Origin of the sequence: Actinomadura chibensis NBRC 106107, from assembly GCF_001552135.1 — a bacterium.
GTDB lineage: Bacteria > Actinomycetota > Actinomycetes > Streptosporangiales > Streptosporangiaceae > Spirillospora > Spirillospora chibensis.
Map to the genome: position 1 here is coordinate 46,883 of NZ_BCQP01000025.1, position 17,440 is coordinate 64,322.

General features: G+C 73.3%; 17 protein-coding genes. 11 read left to right on the forward strand and 6 right to left on the reverse strand.

The window, feature by feature from the left end:
* Positions 1-18 precede the first annotated feature (18 nt).
* Positions 19-921, reverse strand: a complete 903-nt coding sequence (locus tag ACH01S_RS14830; protein WP_067891049.1) for a TauD/TfdA dioxygenase family protein — start codon at positions 919-921, stop codon at positions 19-21.
* A 167-nt stretch (positions 922-1,088) separates the two neighbouring features.
* Here ACH01S_RS14830 and ACH01S_RS14835 point away from each other — a divergent pair, with 167 nt between their 5' ends.
* From ACH01S_RS14835 to ACH01S_RS14845, 3 genes are read left to right on the forward strand one after another with little or no spacing between them, the layout of a single operon-like run.
* On the forward strand, positions 1,089-2,132 hold the full coding sequence (locus tag ACH01S_RS14835) for an ABC transporter substrate-binding protein (protein WP_067891052.1): 1,044 nt from the start codon (positions 1,089-1,091) through the stop codon (positions 2,130-2,132).
* Entirely contained in the window at positions 2,129-2,938 is an 810-nt protein-coding gene (locus ACH01S_RS14840) for an ABC transporter ATP-binding protein (RefSeq protein ID WP_067891055.1), read from the forward strand. The genes ACH01S_RS14835 and ACH01S_RS14840 overlap by 4 nt, the downstream gene beginning before the upstream one ends.
* Positions 2,935-3,777: an ABC transporter permease gene (locus ACH01S_RS14845; protein WP_083980695.1), complete on the forward strand. Its 843-nt coding sequence runs from the start codon at positions 2,935-2,937 to the stop codon at positions 3,775-3,777. Before ACH01S_RS14840 ends, ACH01S_RS14845 begins: the two co-directional genes overlap by 4 nt.
* A gap of 6 nt (positions 3,778-3,783) precedes the next feature.
* Here the strand turns inward: ACH01S_RS14845 and sigJ are convergent, their stop codons facing one another.
* The gene (sigJ, locus tag ACH01S_RS14850; RefSeq protein WP_067891058.1) at positions 3,784-4,692 is read right to left on the reverse strand and encodes an RNA polymerase sigma factor SigJ; all 909 of its coding nucleotides are present in this window, start codon (positions 4,690-4,692) and stop codon (positions 3,784-3,786) included.
* Positions 4,693-4,861: 169 nt separating this feature from the next.
* Here sigJ and ACH01S_RS14855 point away from each other — a divergent pair, with 169 nt between their 5' ends.
* Entirely contained in the window at positions 4,862-6,328 is a 1,467-nt protein-coding gene (locus ACH01S_RS14855; protein WP_067891062.1) for a DHA2 family efflux MFS transporter permease subunit, read from the forward strand.
* 45 nt (positions 6,329-6,373) lie between these two features.
* On the opposite strand, the gene ACH01S_RS14860 is transcribed toward ACH01S_RS14855, so the two are convergent.
* Positions 6,374-6,736, reverse strand: coding sequence for a hypothetical protein (locus tag ACH01S_RS14860; RefSeq protein ID WP_067891065.1), 363 nt, complete (start codon positions 6,734-6,736; stop codon positions 6,374-6,376).
* Positions 6,737-6,883: 147 nt separating this feature from the next.
* A complete protein-coding gene (locus ACH01S_RS14865; protein ID WP_246236631.1) occupies positions 6,884-7,801 on the reverse strand; it encodes a hypothetical protein in 918 nt (305 codons plus the stop codon).
* Positions 7,802-7,845: 44 nt separating this feature from the next.
* Between ACH01S_RS14865 and ACH01S_RS14870 the strand changes: the two genes are divergently transcribed.
* The gene (locus ACH01S_RS14870; protein WP_067891068.1) at positions 7,846-8,682 is read left to right on the forward strand and encodes a 2,3,4,5-tetrahydropyridine-2,6-dicarboxylate N-succinyltransferase; all 837 of its coding nucleotides are present in this window, start codon (positions 7,846-7,848) and stop codon (positions 8,680-8,682) included.
* On the opposite strand, the gene ACH01S_RS14875 is transcribed toward ACH01S_RS14870, so the two are convergent.
* Positions 8,672-9,349 carry a 4'-phosphopantetheinyl transferase family protein gene (locus tag ACH01S_RS14875; protein WP_083980706.1) on the reverse strand — a complete coding sequence of 226 codons (678 nt, stop codon included), beginning with the start codon at positions 9,347-9,349 and terminating at the stop codon, positions 8,672-8,674. The genes ACH01S_RS14870 and ACH01S_RS14875 overlap by 11 nt on opposite strands.
* A gap of 29 nt (positions 9,350-9,378) precedes the next feature.
* Between ACH01S_RS14875 and dapE the strand changes: the two genes are divergently transcribed.
* From dapE to ACH01S_RS14890, 3 genes are read left to right on the forward strand one after another with little or no spacing between them, the layout of a single operon-like run.
* Positions 9,379-10,455 (forward strand): succinyl-diaminopimelate desuccinylase, encoded by a 1,077-nt coding sequence (gene dapE / locus ACH01S_RS14880; RefSeq protein ID WP_067891075.1) that lies wholly within the window; start codon positions 9,379-9,381, stop codon positions 10,453-10,455.
* Positions 10,456-10,483: 28 nt separating this feature from the next.
* Entirely contained in the window at positions 10,484-11,287 is an 804-nt protein-coding gene (locus ACH01S_RS14885) for an LOG family protein (protein WP_067891080.1), read from the forward strand.
* A 39-nt stretch (positions 11,288-11,326) separates the two neighbouring features.
* A complete protein-coding gene (locus tag ACH01S_RS14890; RefSeq protein ID WP_067891084.1) occupies positions 11,327-12,457 on the forward strand; it encodes an enolase C-terminal domain-like protein in 1,131 nt (376 codons plus the stop codon).
* Here the strand turns inward: ACH01S_RS14890 and ACH01S_RS14895 are convergent.
* Positions 12,405-13,364 (reverse strand): NAD(P)-dependent oxidoreductase, encoded by a 960-nt coding sequence (locus tag ACH01S_RS14895; protein WP_067891087.1) that lies wholly within the window; start codon positions 13,362-13,364, stop codon positions 12,405-12,407. The genes ACH01S_RS14890 and ACH01S_RS14895 overlap by 53 nt on opposite strands.
* A gap of 81 nt (positions 13,365-13,445) precedes the next feature.
* On the opposite strand from ACH01S_RS14895, the gene ACH01S_RS14900 reads away from it, so the two are divergent.
* The 3 genes from ACH01S_RS14900 to ACH01S_RS14910 all read left to right on the forward strand — a co-directional run bounded on the left by ACH01S_RS14900 (position 13,446) and on the right by ACH01S_RS14910 (position 17,375).
* A complete protein-coding gene (locus ACH01S_RS14900; protein WP_067891090.1) occupies positions 13,446-14,033 on the forward strand; it encodes a TetR/AcrR family transcriptional regulator in 588 nt (195 codons plus the stop codon).
* A gap of 151 nt (positions 14,034-14,184) precedes the next feature.
* Complete coding sequence (locus ACH01S_RS14905) at positions 14,185-16,713, forward strand: DUF4118 domain-containing protein (protein WP_067891095.1); 2,529 nt, start codon at positions 14,185-14,187, stop codon at positions 16,711-16,713.
* Positions 16,710-17,375 (forward strand): response regulator, encoded by a 666-nt coding sequence (locus tag ACH01S_RS14910; protein WP_067891098.1) that lies wholly within the window; start codon positions 16,710-16,712, stop codon positions 17,373-17,375. Before ACH01S_RS14905 ends, ACH01S_RS14910 begins: the two co-directional genes overlap by 4 nt.
* The last annotated feature ends 65 nt before the right edge of the window (positions 17,376-17,440 follow it).

Below are 17,440 nucleotides of genomic sequence, written 5' to 3' on the forward strand. Positions count from 1 at the left end.
CCGGGCCCGGATGTCTCGTCAGGCGGCTGACGCCGCCGGGGTGTAGTGGGACGCGTCGTCGCCTTCGACGATGTAGGAGCGCCGCCCGTCCACGGCCTTCGGGACGTCGCCCGCGACGGTGACGCGGTGCAGCAGGCGCGGGAGGTCGCCGTAGTCGTCGGGCGCGTAGTGCTGGGTGATGCGGTTGTCGAACACGACGAGGTCGCCCGGCGCCCACACCCACCGCAGGACGTTCTCCGGCCGCGTCACGTACGCCTGGAGGAGGTCGAGGATCGCGCGTCCCTCGCGCGAGGACGTCAGCCCGACGACGCTCTGCGCGAACCCGCCGATGTACAGGTTCCGCTCACCCGACTCGGGGTGCACCCGCACCACCGGGTGCGCGGTCTTCCACGTCTGGGACAGGAACGCGCGGCGGTGCTCGGTGGCCTTCGCGGGATCGACCCCGCCCGGCCTCACGTAGTCGTAGTCGTTGGTGTGGACGGCCCACAGCCGGTCGGCCAGCTCGCGCAGCTCGGCGGGCAGGTCGCGGTAGGCGGCGCCGGTGTTGGCGATCAGGGTGTTGCCGCCGTAGGGCGGGATCACGAGGCCGCGCAGGGTGCTGATCTTGGGTGGCGTCTGGATGAACGTGACGTCGGTATGCCACTGGTTCGCCCGTCCCGACTCGCTGTCGACCGGGAGGACCTCCGGGTTCCCGTCCAGGGCGGGGATGGTCGGATGCGCGCCGGTGAGCGGGCCGAACCGGGACGCGAACGAGATCTGGTCGTCATCGGTCAGCTCCTGCCCGCGAAACCCCAGGACCTTGAACTCCAGCAGCGCGTCGTGCAGCTCGTCGAACAGTTTGTCGGAAAGGTCGCGGACGTCGAGGCCGACGACCTCGGCGCCGACCCGGCCGCCGATCCGGCGGATGTCGAACCCGGTCATGTGATCTACCCCTTCTCTGGTGGCTCGGCTCAGGCGGGACGGGGGGTGGAACGCGGGCGGAACAGCACCGCTGCGCCTCAGCGAATCACGACGTCCACCCATAGTCAACTATTCCTACTGTTAAAGTAGGAAATTCCCCGAAACCCCGGCCGCCGAAGGAGACCACGGTGAGCACACCCGCCCCCAGGGGCCTGACCCGACGACGACTCATCTCCGCGCTCACGATCGCGGCGGCCGCCGGTCCCGCCGCGGCGGCCTGCGGGACCGCGGCGGGCGGCGCGCGGCGCACCGCCACCCTGCGCTACCAGGGCTGGACCGGGCAGGTCATCCTGCCGGAGCTCGCCGCCGACCTCGGCCACCTCGGCGACGTGCGGCTGAAGTGGGTCGGCAACACGATCAGCGGGCCGCAGGACGTCCAGTCCGCCGCGACCGGGCAGGTCGACTTCGGCGGCGCGTTCAACGGCGCGATCGTCAAGCTCCAGGAGGCGGGCGCGCCGATCACGTCCGTCATCGGCTACTACGGCACGGACGACAGGTACTACAACGGGTTCTTCGTCCTGGACGACAGCCCGATCAAGAGCCCGCGCGACCTCATCGGCAAGAAGATCGGGATGAACACGCTGGGCGGGCACTCGCAAGCCGTCCTCGACCTCTACCTGCGGCGCAACGGGCTCAGCTCGGCGGACATCGCGAAGGTCGAGCCGCTCGCCGTCCCGCCCGTCACCACCGAGGAGTCGCTGCGCCGGGGGCAGATCGACGTCGCCGCGCTCAGCGGGATCTTCCAGGACAAGGCGGTCGCCGCGGGCGGCATCCGCCCGCTGTTTAAAGACCACGACTTCCTCGGCTCGTTCACCGCCGGGTCCTACGTCTTCCGCGACGACTTCATCAAGCGGAACCCCGACACCGTCCGGGCGTTCACCGCAGGCGTCGCCAGGACCATCGAGTGGTCGCGGGGCCGGCCGCGCGCCGAGGTCGTGGCCCGGCTGACGAAGATCCTCCAGGCGCGCGGGCGGAACGAGAACGCCGACGCGCTGAAGTACTGGAAGTCCTGGGGCGTCGCGGAGAAGGGCGGCGTGCTGACCGACCGGGAGTTCGACACCTGGCGGACCTGGCTGGAGGACGTCGGCCAGATCCCGAAGGGCCGCGTCAAGACCGCCGACCTCTACACCAACAGGTTCAACCCGTACCGGCAGGGAGGAAGCGGACGATGACGGCGAAGATCAGCGTCTCCGGGCTCGGGAAGACGTTCCCCGTCCGGGGCGGCGAGGAGGTCACGGCGCTGCACGACGTCTCCCTGGACGTCGCGGAGGGCGAGTTCCTGGTGGTGGTCGGGCCGTCCGGCTGCGGGAAGTCCACGCTGCTCGACCTGATCGGCGGGCTGGCGGCGCCGACGGCCGGGCGCGTCCTGATCGACGGCGCGGAGGTGACCGGGCCGGCGCTCGACCGCGGCATCGTGTTCCAGCAGTACGCCCTGCTGCCCTGGCGGACGGCGCTGCGCAACGTCGAGTTCGGCCTGGAGGCCAAGGGCCTCGGCCGCCGCGAGCGGGTCGAGACGGCCCGGCACCACCTGGACCTCGTCGGCCTGTCCGGGTTCGCGGACCGCTACCCGCACGAGCTGTCCGGCGGCATGAAGCAGCGGGTCGCGATCGCCCGCAGCCTCGCCTACGACCCGGACGTCCTGCTCATGGACGAGCCGTTCGCCGCCCTCGACGCGCAGACCCGCGACTCGCTCCAGGAGGAGCTGCTGCGCATCTGGGCGAAGACCGGCAAGACCGTCGTGTTCATCACCCACGGCATCGACGAGGCCGTCTACCTGGGCGGGCGCGTCGCCGTCATGACCGCGCGGCCCGGCACGGTGAAGGAGGTCGTGGACATCGGCCTCGGCCCCCGCGACGCCGACCGCGACCTCCGCTCCACCCCCGAGTTCGCCGCGCACCGGCACCGGGTCTGGTCCCTGCTGCGCGACGAGGTGCGCGCCGTGCGCGCCGCCGCCGTCCAGAAGGGCGGGAAGTCATGACGAGCACCGCTGAAGTCCCGGTCGTCGCCCAGGTCAAGCGGGTGGCGCCGCCGTCCGCGAAGCCGTCCCGGCGGTGGGCGGCGAAGGCGGGCGCGCTGCTGCGCCGGACCGTCGCGCTCGCCGCGTTCCTCGCCGTCTGGGAGCTCGCCCCGCGCGCGGGCCTGGTCGACCGGATCTTCCTGCCGCCGGTGTCGGAGATCGTCCCGGCGCTGGGGGACCTGGCCGCAAGCGGGCGGCTGTGGCAGGACGCGGAGGCGAGCCTCGTCCGCTCGCTGTCCGGATTCGGCCTGGCGATCGTCGTCGCGGTGCCGCTCGGCCTGCTGATCGGCTGGTACCGGCCGGTCGCCGAGCTGCTGAACCCGCTGCTCGAACTGTTCCGCAACACCGCCGCGATCGCGTTGCTGCCGGTGTTCGTGCTGATCCTCGGCATCGGCGAGACGTCGAAGGTCGCGATCGTCCTGTACGCCTGCACGTGGCCGATCCTGCTCAACACGATCAGCGCGGTCGGCGCCGTGGACCCGACGCTGGTCAAGTCGGCGCGGTCGCTCGGGCTGTCCGCGCCGCGGATCTTCCAGAAGGTGATCCTGCCCGCGGCGGTCCCGGCGGTCTTCACCGGGATCCGGCTGGCCGGGGCCACCGCCGTGCTGGTCGTGATCGTCGCGGAGATGGTCGGGGCCAAGGAGGGGCTCGGGTTCCTGATCAACTCGTCTCAGCAGAACTTCGCGATCGACGACATGTACGCGGGCATCATCGCGATCTCCGCGCTCGGGCTGCTGTTCAACCACCTGCTCGTGCTGGCCGAGCGGAGGTTCACGCGGTGGCGCGCCCCGGTGCGGTGACGCGGGTCAGTCGTCCTCGACGCGGGAGAGCTTGTCCGGGTTCGTGACGGTGTAGACGCCGCGGACGAGGTCGCCCTCCGGCGCCAGGTCGAGGACCATCACGGCGAACGGGGCGTCCGCGTCGAACAGCACCGCCGACGGGTCGCCGTTGACCGTCCGGTACCTGATGTCCAGGTTCGCGGGCGCGCGGCGGCCCGTCGCGGACACGATCGTCCGCGCCACCTTGTCGCGGCCGTGGACGGGACGCAGCGCCGCCGACACCTTGCCGCCGCCGTCGCCCCAGAGCGTCACGTCCGGGGCGAGGAGGTCGAGCAGGGCGGCGAGGTCGCCGCCGAGGGCCGCCTTCAGGAACCGCTCGGTGACCTGCCGCTGCACCTTCGGGTCGGCCTGGTAGCGGGGGCGCCGCGCGTGGACGTGCTCGCGGGCCCGGTGCGCGAGCTGCCGCACCGCGGCCGGGTTCCGGTCCAGGATCGGCGCGATCTCGGTGTGCGCGTACCCGAACACCTCGTGCAGGACGAACACCGCCCGCTCCAGCGGCGTGAGCGTCTCCAGCACGACGAGCAGCGCCATCGAGACCGCCTCGGTCCGCTCGGCGGGGTCGCCCGCGTCGCCCGCGTCGGGCGGGCCGACGAGCGGCTCCGGCAGCCACGACCCGACGTAGGTCTCGCGGCGGCGGCTCAGCTCGGCCTGCCGGGCCAGGGCCGTGTTCACCGCGACCCGGACGAGGTAGGCGCGCGGGTTCTCGATGCCGTCCGCGTCCGGCGCGGCGTGCCGGGCCGTCCATGCCAGCCAGGCGTCCTGGAGGACGTCCTCGGTGTCGGCGACGCTGCCGAGCAGGTTGTAGACCACCGAGAACAGCAGTTCCCGGTGCTCGGCGAACACCCGTGTCGCCTCGTCGTCCGCGGTCTCGGGCATGGCTCGACCTCCTCGCACGCTCCCCCCTCAGAGGGGCGCGGGACCCCCGAATGTGACATCCCGGCCGCGATTGTGATGTGGGCCTCAACCGGCGGCGCGGCTGTCACACACCGCCCCGCCGATCCGCTCATGGGACGCGACAGTTTCGGAATTCGGAGGTCATCGCCCCATGACGGACACTCGGCCGTCCTTCCTCGCGACCGGACGCGGCAGGCTCACCCTCACGCTGCTGTGCGCGATCGCGTTCCTGGACTTCATCGACGCCTCGATCGTCAACGTCGCGCTGCCCGCGATCCGCGCGGACCTGGGCTTCTCCGTCCAGGATCTCCAGTGGGTGCCGAGCGGCTACCTGCTCACCTACGGCGGGCTGATGCTGCTCGGCGGCCGGCTCGCCGACCTGCTCGGCCGCCGCCGCGTGGTGGTGGCGGGGACGGTGCTGTTCTCGTTGTCGTCCCTCGCCGGGGGCCTCGCGGTGAACTCGGGCATGCTCGTCGGGGCGCGGCTCGCGCAGGGCGTGGGCGCCGCGATCATGCTGCCCGGCACCCTGTCCATCCTGACCACGACCTTCAAGGAGGGCGGCGACCGGGCCAAGGCGCTCGGTGTGTGGGGCGGCGTCGCGGGCGGCGCGAGCGCCGCCGGGGTCCTGCTCGGCGGGCTGCTGACCGACAGCCTCGGCTGGCGCTGGGTGATGCTGGTCAACGCGCCGGTCTGCGTCCTCGTGATCGTCGGCCTGTTCCTGCTCGTGGACGGCGACCGCCGCGCGGCCCGGCTCGCGAGCTTCGACGTCGGCGGGACCGTCCTCGTCACCGGCGGGATGCTCCTGCTCGTGTTCACGCTGGTCAAGGCCCCGGAGGTGGGCTGGGACGCGGCCCGCACCATCGCCGGGCTCGCCGGGACGGCCGTCCTGCTCGCCGCGTTCGCGGTGAACGAGCAGCGGCACCGCAGCCCGCTGCTGCCGCTGTCGATCTTCCGCGTCCGCGGGCTCGCCGTCACCGACGTCGCCTACCTCGTCGCGGTCGCCGGGGTCGCGTCGCTGTTCTTCTTCCTCAGCCTCTACATGGAGAACGTGCTGCACTACTCGCCGATGAAGACCGGGTCGGCGTACCTGCCGCTGTGCTTCGGCGTGGGCGTCGCCGCGTCCATGACCCCGAAGCTCGTGGCCCGCGTCGGGACGCGGCCGCTGATCGTCGCGAGCCTGCTCGTCACCGGGGCCGGGATCTTCTGGCTGTCGCGCATCCCGGTGGACGGCGCGTACCTGCCCGACCTCCTGCCGGGCCTGCTCGTCACCTCCCTCGGGCTCGGCGTGGCGTTCGTCTCCATCACGACCGCCGCGAACGCGAACGTCCCAGCGGACAAGGCGGGCCTCGCCGCCGCCCTGCTCAACGCCTCGCAGCAGATCGGCGGCGCGCTCGGCCTGGCGATCTTCTCGGCGGTGGCGACGTCCAGGACGTCCCACGCCCTGGCCGGCGGAGAGCCGGTGCCGGAGGCGCTGACCTCCGGCTTCGCTCGCGCCCTCCTGGTGTGCGCGATCTTCGTGGCGGCCGCCGCGCTCGTCGCCCTCCGCGCCGCCCACACCCGGGGCGAGGCGACCGACGCCCACGCGGAACCCGTCCCGGAGCCGATCCCGGCCAAATAGCGGACCGTCCCCCGGCCGCGTGCGCGGCCGGGGGACGGCACGTGATCAGACGGCGACGGCGACGCTCATCCCCGGCTTGGGCAGATAGGGCAGCTTTTGCTGAGCGGAGACCGAGCCGAGGAACTCACCGGTGCAGTCCGGCCCCGAGTAAACCGCCATGATGGCCAGAGACAGCTTTCCGACCGTGTTGGAGACCGAGCGGAGCGGGACCGGCGAGTTCTGGCAGGGGGTCCAGTCGAAGTCGGCCTCCACCCCTCTGTAGTCGTTTTCGCTCCATCCGCACAGCCAGCGATGGCTCGTCCGGCAGGTGTCCGGGGGACCGGCGGCCGCGGCAGCGGCGGCGGGCGCCACGGCCAGCGCCGCGACGACGGAAGCGGTGAGCGAGATGTGACTGAGCGTTCGCCACATGGGAGCACTCCTTTCCTGAGTGCCCACCATGGACCCACGAAGCGCATTAATGATCAACTAGCAGAAATTCAATTCCCGCGTCCGGGCGCTTCACCTCGGCGCGCGCCATTTCCGGACCGGCGCCGCGGGCAACGGGTGTTGTGGCCGTCACCGGATGATGACGGCGGTGGTGGGGGCCGGTTTGTCCTCGGTCCAGCCGTCGTGGCCCGCGGTGGCCTGCCAGTGGCGGCCCGCGTAGCGGACTTCGGTCAGGCCGTAAACCTGGGCGTGGGTGACGGCCCAGGCGGCGACCGCCCAGCCCGCGCGGGCGTTCGTGACCTTCACCGCGTTCCAGGCGCTGGGACGGGACGGGGCGTTGTAGGCGAGCGGGCTCGGGCCGGTGACCTGGAGGCGGCCGCCGAAGGCGCGGCGCATCTCGCGGACCGCCTCCGGGCGGCGCGACGCGGTCCGCTTGTCGGGCGGGTACCAGCAGCGCGCGGTGGCGGGCTCGCGGCCGGTGAAGGCGCGCGCGAGCAGGACGCCGTCGTCCTCGTGCTGGGCGTAGGCGCGGCCGTCCGCGCTGCGCTGCACCCGCTGGGCGGCGTCGTGCAGGTCGCGGTCGAGGTAGTCCTTCACCTTGACCAGGGCGTCGAAAAACTTGCTGGTGGCCTGGACGGGGTCGCGCAGCTTGTCCGGCGAGCCCCAGCCCTGCGACGGGCGCTGCTGGAACATCCCCACCGAGTCGCGGTCGCCGCCCGCCAGGTTGCGCATGTGCGACTCCTGGATCGCGGTCGCGTAGGCGATCACCACCGCCCGCTCCGGGAGCTGCTTGCGGAAAGCGACCGCCGCGATCGTCGCCGCGTTCGCGCCCTGCTCCAGGTCGAGCGGCATCTTGCCGGTGCTCGTGTTCACCTCGCAGCCCGAGCCGTGCAGGTAGGGACGGGCCTTCTGGAACAGCACGTAGGCGCCGACGCCGAGCAGCAGCACGACGACCGACACGCCCGCCGCCCAGTGCCGCCCCCGGCGGCTCCGCCCGCCGTCGCCCCCCGCCTCGGGGCGCGCCCGCAACCTCGCCCAAACAGCCACGCGAAGACGGTACCGGGAGACGGCCCCCACTAAGCTCAAGGACCATGACCGAAACGTTCACCAGCCCGATCTCCGGCGGCATCGACGAGCTGTGGGAGCGGCGCGCCGAGCTCACGCCGGACGACGCCGACGCCCGGGCCGCCATCGTCGCCGCCGTCGACCAGCTCGACACGGGCGAGGCCCGCGTCGCCCGCATCGACCCCGGCACCGACGAGGTGATCGTCGACGAGCGGGCGAAGCGGGCGATCCTGCTGAGCTTCAAGGTCCTCGGCATGGTGCGCTCGCAGGTCGGCGACTTCCGGTACCACGACCGGATCCCGCTGAAGAGCACGCTGGACGGCGTCCGCGTCGTCCCCGGCGCGATCGCCCGGTGGGGCTCCTACCTCGCGCCCGGCGTCGTGCTGATGCCGTCGTTCACCAACATCGGCGCCTACGTCGACTCGGGGACGATGGTCGACACGTGGGCGACCGTGGGCTCGTGCGCGCAGGTCGGCAAGAACGTCCACCTGTCCGGCGGGGTGGGCATCGGCGGGGTGCTGGAGCCGCCGAACGCCAAGCCGGTGGTCATCGAGGACGACGCCATGATCGGCAGCCGCTCCATGATCGTGGAGGGCGCGCGGGTGGGGCGCGGCGCGGTCATCGGCTCCGGGACGAACCTGTCCGCCTCGATGCCGGTCATCGACGTCGAGACGGGCGAGGAGGTCGCGCGCGGCCGCGTCCCCGACTGGTGCGTCGCGGTCGGCGGCACCCGCACGAAGGAGTTCAAGGGCGGCACGTTCGGCCTGCCCGCCGTGCTGATCCTGAAGCGCCTCGAAGAGGGCCAGCGCCACGACAAGGCGTCCCTCAACGAGATCCTGCGCGACCACGGCATCAACACTTGACCTCGGTGATCTTCAGGGGGCGGGCGGTGCGGACGGCGGCCGCGGCGGCGTAGCCGGAGCCGGGCGTCAGGTCGGCGAGGCGGACCGGGGACACGGCCGCCTCGCCCGTCCAGGAGACGACCTCGGCGGGCTCGTCCGGGGCGGACACGTGGATGTCCGACATCGGCGCGGCGAGCCCGTGGCCCGTGGATTTCAGCAGGGCCTCCTTGCGGCTCCAGTAGGCGTGGAAGCCGCGGACCTTGTCGTCCATGGCGGCGAGGGCCGCGCGCTCGGCCTCGGTGAGGACCATGTCGGCCAGCCGGTCGAGGTCGCGGTCGCGCTCCTGCTCCACGTCCACGCCGACCTCCGCGCCCTCGGCGAGGACGAGCACGACCCGGTCGCCCGAGTGGGAGAGCGAGAAGTCGACCTCGGCGCCGGGGAGGCGCGGCTTGCCGTGGGGGCCGCCGCAGTGCGGGCAGTCGGTCGTGAAGCGGATGCTCTTCGGGTCGAGGCCGACCGCCTCGGCGAGGGCGGTGCGGGCGAGGAAGCGCCCGGTGACGAAGCGGGCCTTGTCCTCGGCGAGGCGGAACCGCTCGTAGCGTTCGCGCTCGGCTTCGTCCAGCAGGTCGCGCATGTCGGGATCGTCGGCGGGCAGCGCCCACCGGACGGCGCACTCCAGCACAGGCATGTCCACGCTCGCAATGGTAGGACTTGAACATGGGCCTTGATCTGTTCTCGCACGTGACGGACCTGACCGCCGCCATCGTGGACGTCGAGTCGGTGAGCGGCGGGGAGCGGGCCCTCGCCGACGCCGTCGAGGAGGCGCTGCGGGCCGTGCCGCACCTGGAGGTGGTCCGCGACGGGAACAGCGTCGTCGCCCGCACCGGGCTCGGCCGCGCCGAGCGGGTCGTCCTCGCCGGGCACCTCGACACCGTCCCGCTGAACGGCAACCTGCCGTCGCGGGTCGAGGGCGACCGCCTCTACGGCTGCGGGACGACCGACATGAAGAGCGGCGTCGCGGTCGCGCTGCGGCTCGCCGCGACCGTCCCGGAGCCGACCCGCGACGTCACCTACGTCTTCTACGACTGCGAGGAGATCGAGGCCGAGCGGAACGGGCTGCGCAAGCTGGCCGCCGACCGTCCCGACCTGCTCGCGGGCGACTTCGCCGTGCTGATGGAGCCGACGGGCGGGCTGATCGAGGGCGGCTGCCAGGGCACGCTGCGCGCGGAGGTCACGGCGGAGGGGGAGCGGGCGCACAGCGCGCGCGCTTGGATGGGGTCCAACGCGATCCACTCGGCCGGACGGATCCTGGACGTTCTGCGCGCCTACGAGCCGACCCGTCCGGTGGTGGACGGCCTTGAGTACCACGAGGGCCTGAACGCCGTGTTCATCAGCGGCGGCGTCGCGGGCAACGTCATCCCGGACGAGTGCGTCGTCACCGTGAACTACCGGTTCGCGCCCGACAAGTCCGTCGCCGACGCGGAGGAGTACGTCCGGGGAATCTTCGCCGGCTTCCCGGTGAAGATCACCGACAGCGCGGCGGCGGCGCGGCCCGGCGTGACGCACCCGGCGGCGGCCGCGTTCGTCGCGGCGAGCGGGGCGGGCGTCCGCGCCAAGCTCGGCTGGACGGACGTCGCGCGCTTCGCGGAATTGGGCGTCCCGGCCGTCAACTACGGGCCCGGCGAGCCCACGCTCGCCCACACGAAGGACGAGTACGTCGAGATCCCGCTGATCGCGGACTGCGAGCGGCGCATGCGGACCTGGCTCGAAGGGCCCGCGACAGTGGCCCCATAGCGGTCGGGGCGCGCACTAACGTGGGCCCATGACATCGGAAACCACCTCCCACTCGCGCCGGCAGGGGCCGGCGATGCTGCGGGGACGGGCCGTCCCCCCGACCACCACCGACCAGCGCCTGCTCGACGGGCGCGGCCCGGCCGACTGGGTGCACGCCGACCCGTGGCGGGTGCTGCGGATCCAGGCGGAGTTCGTGGAGGGGTTCGGGCTCCTCGCCGAGCTGCCGAAGGCGGTCAGCGTGTTCGGCAGCGCCCGTACCAAGCCGGACAGCGCCGAGTACAAGCTCGGCGTCGAGATCGGCGCCCGGCTGCACGACGCGGGCTACGCGGTGATCACCGGCGGCGGCCCGGGGATCATGGAGGCGGCGAACAAGGGCTGCGACGAGAACGGCGGCCTGTCGGTCGGGCTCGGCATCGAGCTGCCGTTCGAGCAGCGGCTCAACGACCACCTCGACATCGGGCTGGAGTTCCGGTACTTCTTCGTCCGCAAGACCATGTTCGTGAAGTACTCGCAGGCGTTCGTGGTGCTGCCGGGCGGGTTCGGCACGCTGGACGAGCTGTTCGAGGCGATCACCCTCGTCCAGACCAAGAAGATCACCCGGTTCCCGATCGTGCTGGTCGGCACGGAGTTCTGGGGCGGGCTGCTGGAGTGGATCGAGAAGTCCATGCTGTCCAGCGGCAAGATCTCCCCGAACGACATGGACCTCCTCCACCTCACCGACGACCCGGAGGAGGTGGTCCAGATCATCATCGACGGCCACACCCGCGCCGAGCAGGAGATCGTCGAGCGGCGCTCGGTGGAGGCGGAGGCGCGGGAGGCCGGGACCGGCTGAGCCGGTTTCGGACCGCCTCCCGGCGGTAGTGATGGACGCGTGTCCGAGCGGAGCGGCGTCGAGGTCGGGGACGTGCGCGTGCACGCCTTCCGGGTCCCGACCGACGGGCCCGGCGGCGCGGAGGAGGACGGCACCCTCCGCTGGGACTCGACGACCATGGTCCTGGTGGAGGCGGACGGCGGCGGCCGCACCGGGATCGGCTACACCTACGGCGACGTCTCCGCCGCCGCGTTCGCGGAGTCGGCGCTCGCGCCGGTCGCGGCGGGCGGCGACGCGCTCGCCCCGGCCGCCGCGTGGCGGCGGATGTCCGCCGCGATCCGCAACGCCGGGCGTCCCGGGGCGGGCGCGATGGCGGTGTCCGCCGTCGACATCGCCCTCTGGGACCTCAAGGCGAAGCTTCTCGGGCTGCCGCTGTTCCGCGTGCTGCCGTCCTTCCACGACCGGGTGCCCGTCTACGGAAGCGGCGGGTTCACCAACTACCCGCTCGACCGGCTCGCGGGCCAGCTCGGCGGCTGGGTCGAGCAGGGGATAGGCCGGGTGAAGCTGAAGGTGTCCCGGCGGCCGGACGAGGACCCGCGGCGGCTGACCGCCGTCCGGGACGCGATCGGCGCGGAGGCCGAGCTGTACGCCGACGCGAACGGCGCGCTGACCCGCAAGGACGCGCTGTACTGGGCGCGGCGGCTGGCGGAGGAGTGGGACGTCCGCTGGTTCGAGGAGCCGGTCTCGTCCGACGACCTCACCGGGCTGCGGCTGGTGCGCGACCGGGGGCCGGGGCGGCTCGACGTCGCGGCGGGCGAGTACGGGTTCGTCCTGAAGGACTTCGCCGACCTGCTCGACGGACCGGCCGTCGACTGCCTGCAGGCCGACGTCACCCGCTGCTTCGGCGTCACCGGCCTCCTCCAGGTCGCGGGGCTCGCGGCGGCGCGGCAGACCGACCTGTCCGCGCACTGCGCCCCGGCGGTGTCGGCGCACGCGTTCTGCGCGGTCGAGCGGCTGCGCCACCTGGAGTACTTCCACGACCACGTCCGGGTGGAGGGCCTGCTCTTCGACGGGACGCTCCGCCCGGACGGCGGGGCGCTGCGCCCGGCGGCCGACCGTCCGGGGCTCGGCCTCGATGTCAGATGGGACGACGCGGAGCCGTACCGCGTGTGGGGTCGGCGGGCCGGGTGACGGGCGTCCGGCCCAGGTCGGTGCGGGACTCGATCGCGTGCAGGACGGCCGCCATGTCGGCGTCGCCGTGGCCGAGCGCGAGGGTCTCGCCGTAGAGGGCGTGGCAGACGTCCAGCAGCGGCGAGGCGACGCCGGACGCGCGGGCCGCCTCCGCGACGAGGCGGTTGTTGTCCAGGACGTTGACGATCGACGCCTGGACGCCGAAGTCGCGCTCGGCGAGCTTGCTCGCCTTCGCGCGGGACACGGTGCTCGCCATCGGACCGGCGTCGAGCACGTCCCGCAGGCGGCGCTCGTCCAGGCCGTGCCGGGCGGCGAAGTGGAACGCCTCCACGAGCCCGGTCACCATCGTGATCAGGTACAGGTTGACCGACAGCTTCATCAGCAGGGCGTTCGGGACCGTCCCGCACTCGAACGTCTCGTGGCACATCGGGGCGAGCAGCGGGCGGACGGCGGCGGCCGCCGCCGGGTCGCCCGCGAGCAGCGCCACCAGGCGCCCCGCCTCGGCGGGGCCGCGCGAGCCGGACACCGGGGCCTCGGCGTAGCGGCCCCCGGCGGCGCGCACGTCGGCTTCGAGGCCGCGCGAGTAGCCGGGCGACGTCGTCCCCATGTGGACGATCACGCGGTCGGCGACGTTCGCGGCGAAGGCGGGGGTGCCGCGCCCGAGGACGGCGTCGATCGCGGGGCCGTCGGCGAGCATGAGGAACACGACGCGGGACCGGCGGCACACCTCGGCGGGGCTCGCCGCCACCTGGGCCCCGGCGGCGCGGAGCGGCTCGCAGCGCGCGGCGGTGCGGTTCCAGACGACGAGCCCCGGGTGGGCGCGGGCGAGGTTGAGGGCCATGGGCTGCCCCATGACGCCCAGTCCGAGGAAACCGAGTCCGAGGGAACCAGGGTCCGATCCCACCATCGCCTCCGGCCGGGACGCAGCTTGCGGGTTATGACAACGGTCATGATAATGGCCCAGGTAAATGCCGCAAGAGGGGAATCGATGTCGTCCGAGTACGGGCCGCGCGAGCGGATGGTGTTCAGCGCGGCGCAGCTCATCCGCCGCGACGGGGTCACCGCGACGGGCCTGCGCGACGTCGCCCAGCACGCCGGGGCGCCGCGCGGCTCGCTCCAGCACTACTTCCCCGGCGGCAAGGAGCAGCTCGTCAATGAGGCCGTCGAATGGGCCGGGCGCTACGCGAGCAAGCGCGTCGCCAAGTTCATGGCGGGCATGGCGCGCCCGACGCCCGGACGGCTGTTCGAGGCCATGGTCCGGCAGTGGACCGACGAGTTCCGCACGGCGGGCTTCGCCAAGGGCTGCCCGGTCGCGGCGGCGACGGTCGACTGCGCCGACTCGACCGGCTCGACGCGGGAGGCGACCGCCGCCGCGTTCGCGAGCTGGCGGCGCCCGGTCGCGCGGGAGCTGGCCGGGATGGGCGTCCCGGACCGGCGCGCGGACGCGCTCGCCACGCTGATGATCGGCGCGCTGGAGGGCGCGATCCTGATGGCGCGGGCGGAGCGGAGCGTCCGGCCGCTGCGGGCCGTCGCCCGCGAGCTGGCCCCCTACCTGGACTCCTGCGCCGAGCCCTGAGCTCCCGCCGCGCGTGTACGCGCGCGCGTATGGAAGGCGTGAAGATCGCGTACGCGGGCGTAAGGAACGCGTCAAGAAGGGCAGGGAACAGGCGGAAAGGGTGTTTTCTGCAGGTGTGAACGGTCCCGCCCGGGCTGGGAGGATGGGCGCCATGGCGAGGGGGCAGCTCCGCATCTACCTGGGCGCCGCGCCCGGGGTGGGGAAGACCTACGCCATGCTGTCGGAGGCGCGGCGGAGGCTGGAGCGCGGCACGGACGTCGTCGTCGGGTACGTCGAGACGCACGGCCGCGCCCGCACCGCCGCGCTCCTGGACGGGCTGGAGATCCTCCCGCGCGCCACCCGGACCCACCGCGGCGCCGAGTTCACCGAGCTGGACGTCGAGGCCGTGCTGCGCCGCGCGCCCGACGTCGTCCTGGTGGACGAGCTGGCGCACACGAACGTCCCCGGCGGCAAGCACGCCAAGCGGTGGCGGGACGTCGAGGAGATCCTGGACGCGGGCATCGACGTGATCTCGACGGTGAACGTCCAGCACCTGGAGTCGGTCAACGACGTCGTGGAGAACATCACGGGGGTGCCGCAGCGGGAGACCGTCCCGGACGAGGTGGTCCGCAGCGCCGGGCAGGTCGAGCTGATCGACATGGCGCCGGAGGCGCTGCGCCGCCGGATGGCGCACGGCAACATCTACACGCCGGAGAAGGTCGACGCGGCCCTGTCCAACTACTTCCGGGTCGGGAACCTGACCGCGCTGCGCGAGCTGGCGCTGCTGTGGCTCGCGGGCAAGGTGGACGACCAGCTCGACCGGTACCGCAGCGAGCACGGCATCGGCGGCACCTGGGAGGCGCGGGAGCGGATCGTCGTCGCGCTGACCGGCGGCCCGGAGGGCGAGACGCTGCTGCGCCGCGCGACCCGGATCGCCGCCCGCTCCAAGGGCGCCGACCTGCTCGCCGTGCACGTCACCCGCGGCGACGCGCTGCGCGGCGCGCGGCCCCGCGACCTCGCCCGGCAGCGCGAGATCGTGGAGGGCCTCGGCGGGACGTTCCACCAGGTCGTCGGCGACGACATCCCGCGCGCCCTGCTGGAGTTCGCGCGCGCGGTGAACGCGACGCAGCTCGTCCTCGGGGTGTCGCGGCGGGGGCGGCTCGCGCAACTGCTGCGGCCGGGCATCGGGGTGACGACGACCGCGCGGTCCGGCGGCATCGACGTGCACATGGTCACGCACGACCAGGCGCACCGCGGCGTCATGCGTCCGGTGCGCGACGAGGGGCTGTCGCTCAACCGCCGCCTCGCCGGGTTCCTGCTCGCCGCGGGCGGGCTGCCGCTGCTGACGTTCGGGCTGGTGCACGCGCGGCCGACGCTGTCGCTGCCGTCGGACATCCTGTTCTTCCTCGCCGCCGTCGTCGGGATCGCGCTGGTCGGCGGGATGTGGCCCGCGCTGTTCACGGCGGTCGCCGGGTTCCTGCTGCTCAACTGGTACTTCACGCCGCCGATCAACCGGTTCACCGTCGCCGAGCAGGAGAACCTCGTCGCGCTCGCGGTGTTCGTGCTGGTCGGCATCGGGGTCAGCGTCGTCGTGGACGACGCCGCCCGGCGCTCGCGGGAGGCGGCGAAGCTCGGCGGCGAGGCGGGCCTGCTGTCCGCGCTCGCCGGGAACGTGCTGCGCGGCGAGCGCGCCCTCGACACCCTCCTCGGCCGGATGCGGGAGACGTTCGGGCTGACGTCGGTCACGCTGCTGGAGCGTCCCGTCCCGGCGACGCCGGACAGCCACGACGACCCGGCCGACTGGCGGATCGTCGCGACCGTCGGCGGGCGGCCGTGCACCGCGCCCGGCGAGGGCGACACCGAGATCCCCGCCGGGGACGGCCTCACCCTCGCGATCCGGGGCCGCCCGCTCCCGGCGGGGGACCGGCGGGTGCTGGAGGCGTTCGCCGTGCAGGCGGCGGGCGCGCTGCGGCAGCAGCGGCTGGAGGCGGAGGCCGAGCGGGCCCGTCCGCTGGAGGCCGCCGACCGGATGCGGACCGCCCTGCTCAACGCCGTCAGCCACGACCTGCGCACGCCGCTCGCCTCGGCGAAGGCGGCGGTCGACAGCCTCGGCACGACGTCCGTCGACTGGACGCCGGACGAGCGCGCCGAGCTGCTCGACACCGCCCGCCAGTCCCTCGACCGGCTCGACCGGCTGGTCGCCAACCTGCTCGACATGAGCCGGCTGCAGGCCGGGGTCCTCGGCATCGCCGCGCGGCCGCTCGCGCTGGACGAGATCGTCCCGCGCGCCCTGGACGACGTGAGGGACGGGGACCGGGTGAGCGTCCGGCTGGACCCCGGGCTGCCGGAGGTGGCGGCCGACCCGGCGCTGCTGGAGCGCGTCCTCGTCAACCTGATCGGGAACGCGCTGCGGCACAGCCCGCCCGGCGAGCCCGTCCTCCTCACGGCGGGCGCCATCAAGGACCGGGTGGAGCTGCGGATCGCCGACCGCGGGCCGGGCGTCCGGCCCCGCGACCGGGAGCGGATCTTCCAGCCGTTCCAGCGGCTGGACGACCGCGACAACCACACCGGGGTCGGGCTCGGCCTCGCGCTCGCCCGCGGGCTGACCGAGGCGATGGGCGGCGAGCTCGTCCCCGAGGACACGCCGGGCGGCGGCCTCACCATGATCGTCGCCCTTCCCGTACACGGGCGGGCGGCATGAGCCGGGTCCTGGTCGTGGACGACGAGCCGCAGCTCCTGCGGGCGCTGCGGATCAACCTGCGCGCCCGCGGCTACGCCGTGGACGTCGCCGCCGACGGCACCGCCGCGCTCCGCCAGGCCGGGGCGGCGCCGCCGGACCTCGTCGTCCTCGACCTCGGGCTGCCGGACATCCCGGGCGTGGACGTCATCCACGGGCTGCGCGGCTGGACGCGCGTCCCGATCATCGTCCTGTCCGGGCGGGCGGGCAGCCAGGACAAGGTGGAGGCGCTGGAGGCGGGCGCCGACGACTACGTGACGAAGCCGTTCGACATCGAGGAGCTGGTCGCCCGCATCCGCGCGGTGACCCGGCGCGTGTCGGTGGCGGGCGAGGTCGCGCGGGCGGACGTCGGCGAGCACACCGTCGACCTGGTGGGCAAGACGGTGTCCGGCGGCGTCCGGCTGACGCCGACCGAGTGGCACCTGCTGGAGATCCTCGTCCGCAACCCGGGCAAGCTGATCAGCCAGCGGCAGCTCCTCACCAGCGTGTGGGGGCCGTCCTACCAGCGCGAGACCCACTACCTGCGGCAGTACATGGCGCAGCTCCGCCGGAAGCTGGAGAAGGACCCGGCGCATCCCCGGCACCTGCTCACCGAGCCCGGGATGGGGTACCGCTTCCAGCCCTGACCAGCCCTGACCAGCCCTGACCAGCCCTGACCAGCCCGGACCCGCCCCATGCCTGATCTCCGTGA

What these genes read in the sequence shown, in the direction of transcription:
- sigJ (WP_067891058.1), bottom strand. Translation starts at nt 4,692, where the DNA reads ATGCCCGAGACCGCGGACGACGAGGCGACACGGGTGTTCGCCGAGCAC.
- ACH01S_RS14830 (WP_067891049.1), bottom strand. Translation starts at nt 921, where the DNA reads ATGACCGGGTTCGACATCCGCCGGATCGGCGGCCGGGTCGGCGCCGAG.
- ACH01S_RS14895 (WP_067891087.1), bottom strand. Translation starts at nt 13,364, where the DNA reads ATGGTGGGATCGGACCCTGGTTCCCTCGGACTCGGTTTCCTCGGACTG.
- dapE (WP_067891075.1), top strand. Translation starts at nt 9,379, where the DNA reads ATGGGCCTTGATCTGTTCTCGCACGTGACGGACCTGACCGCCGCCATC.
- ACH01S_RS14845 (WP_083980695.1), top strand. Translation starts at nt 2,935, where the DNA reads ATGACGAGCACCGCTGAAGTCCCGGTCGTCGCCCAGGTCAAGCGGGTG.
- ACH01S_RS14870 (WP_067891068.1), top strand. Translation starts at nt 7,846, where the DNA reads ATGACCGAAACGTTCACCAGCCCGATCTCCGGCGGCATCGACGAGCTG.
- ACH01S_RS14860 (WP_067891065.1), bottom strand. Translation starts at nt 6,736, where the DNA reads ATGTGGCGAACGCTCAGTCACATCTCGCTCACCGCTTCCGTCGTCGCG.
- ACH01S_RS14910 (WP_067891098.1), top strand. Translation starts at nt 16,710, where the DNA reads ATGAGCCGGGTCCTGGTCGTGGACGACGAGCCGCAGCTCCTGCGGGCG.
- ACH01S_RS14905 (WP_067891095.1), top strand. Translation starts at nt 14,185, where the DNA reads ATGGCGAGGGGGCAGCTCCGCATCTACCTGGGCGCCGCGCCCGGGGTG.
- ACH01S_RS14885 (WP_067891080.1), top strand. Translation starts at nt 10,484, where the DNA reads ATGACATCGGAAACCACCTCCCACTCGCGCCGGCAGGGGCCGGCGATG.
- ACH01S_RS14875 (WP_083980706.1), bottom strand. Translation starts at nt 9,349, where the DNA reads ATGCCTGTGCTGGAGTGCGCCGTCCGGTGGGCGCTGCCCGCCGACGAT.
- ACH01S_RS14900 (WP_067891090.1), top strand. Translation starts at nt 13,446, where the DNA reads ATGTCGTCCGAGTACGGGCCGCGCGAGCGGATGGTGTTCAGCGCGGCG.
- ACH01S_RS14840 (WP_067891055.1), top strand. Translation starts at nt 2,129, where the DNA reads ATGACGGCGAAGATCAGCGTCTCCGGGCTCGGGAAGACGTTCCCCGTC.
- ACH01S_RS14855 (WP_067891062.1), top strand. Translation starts at nt 4,862, where the DNA reads ATGACGGACACTCGGCCGTCCTTCCTCGCGACCGGACGCGGCAGGCTC.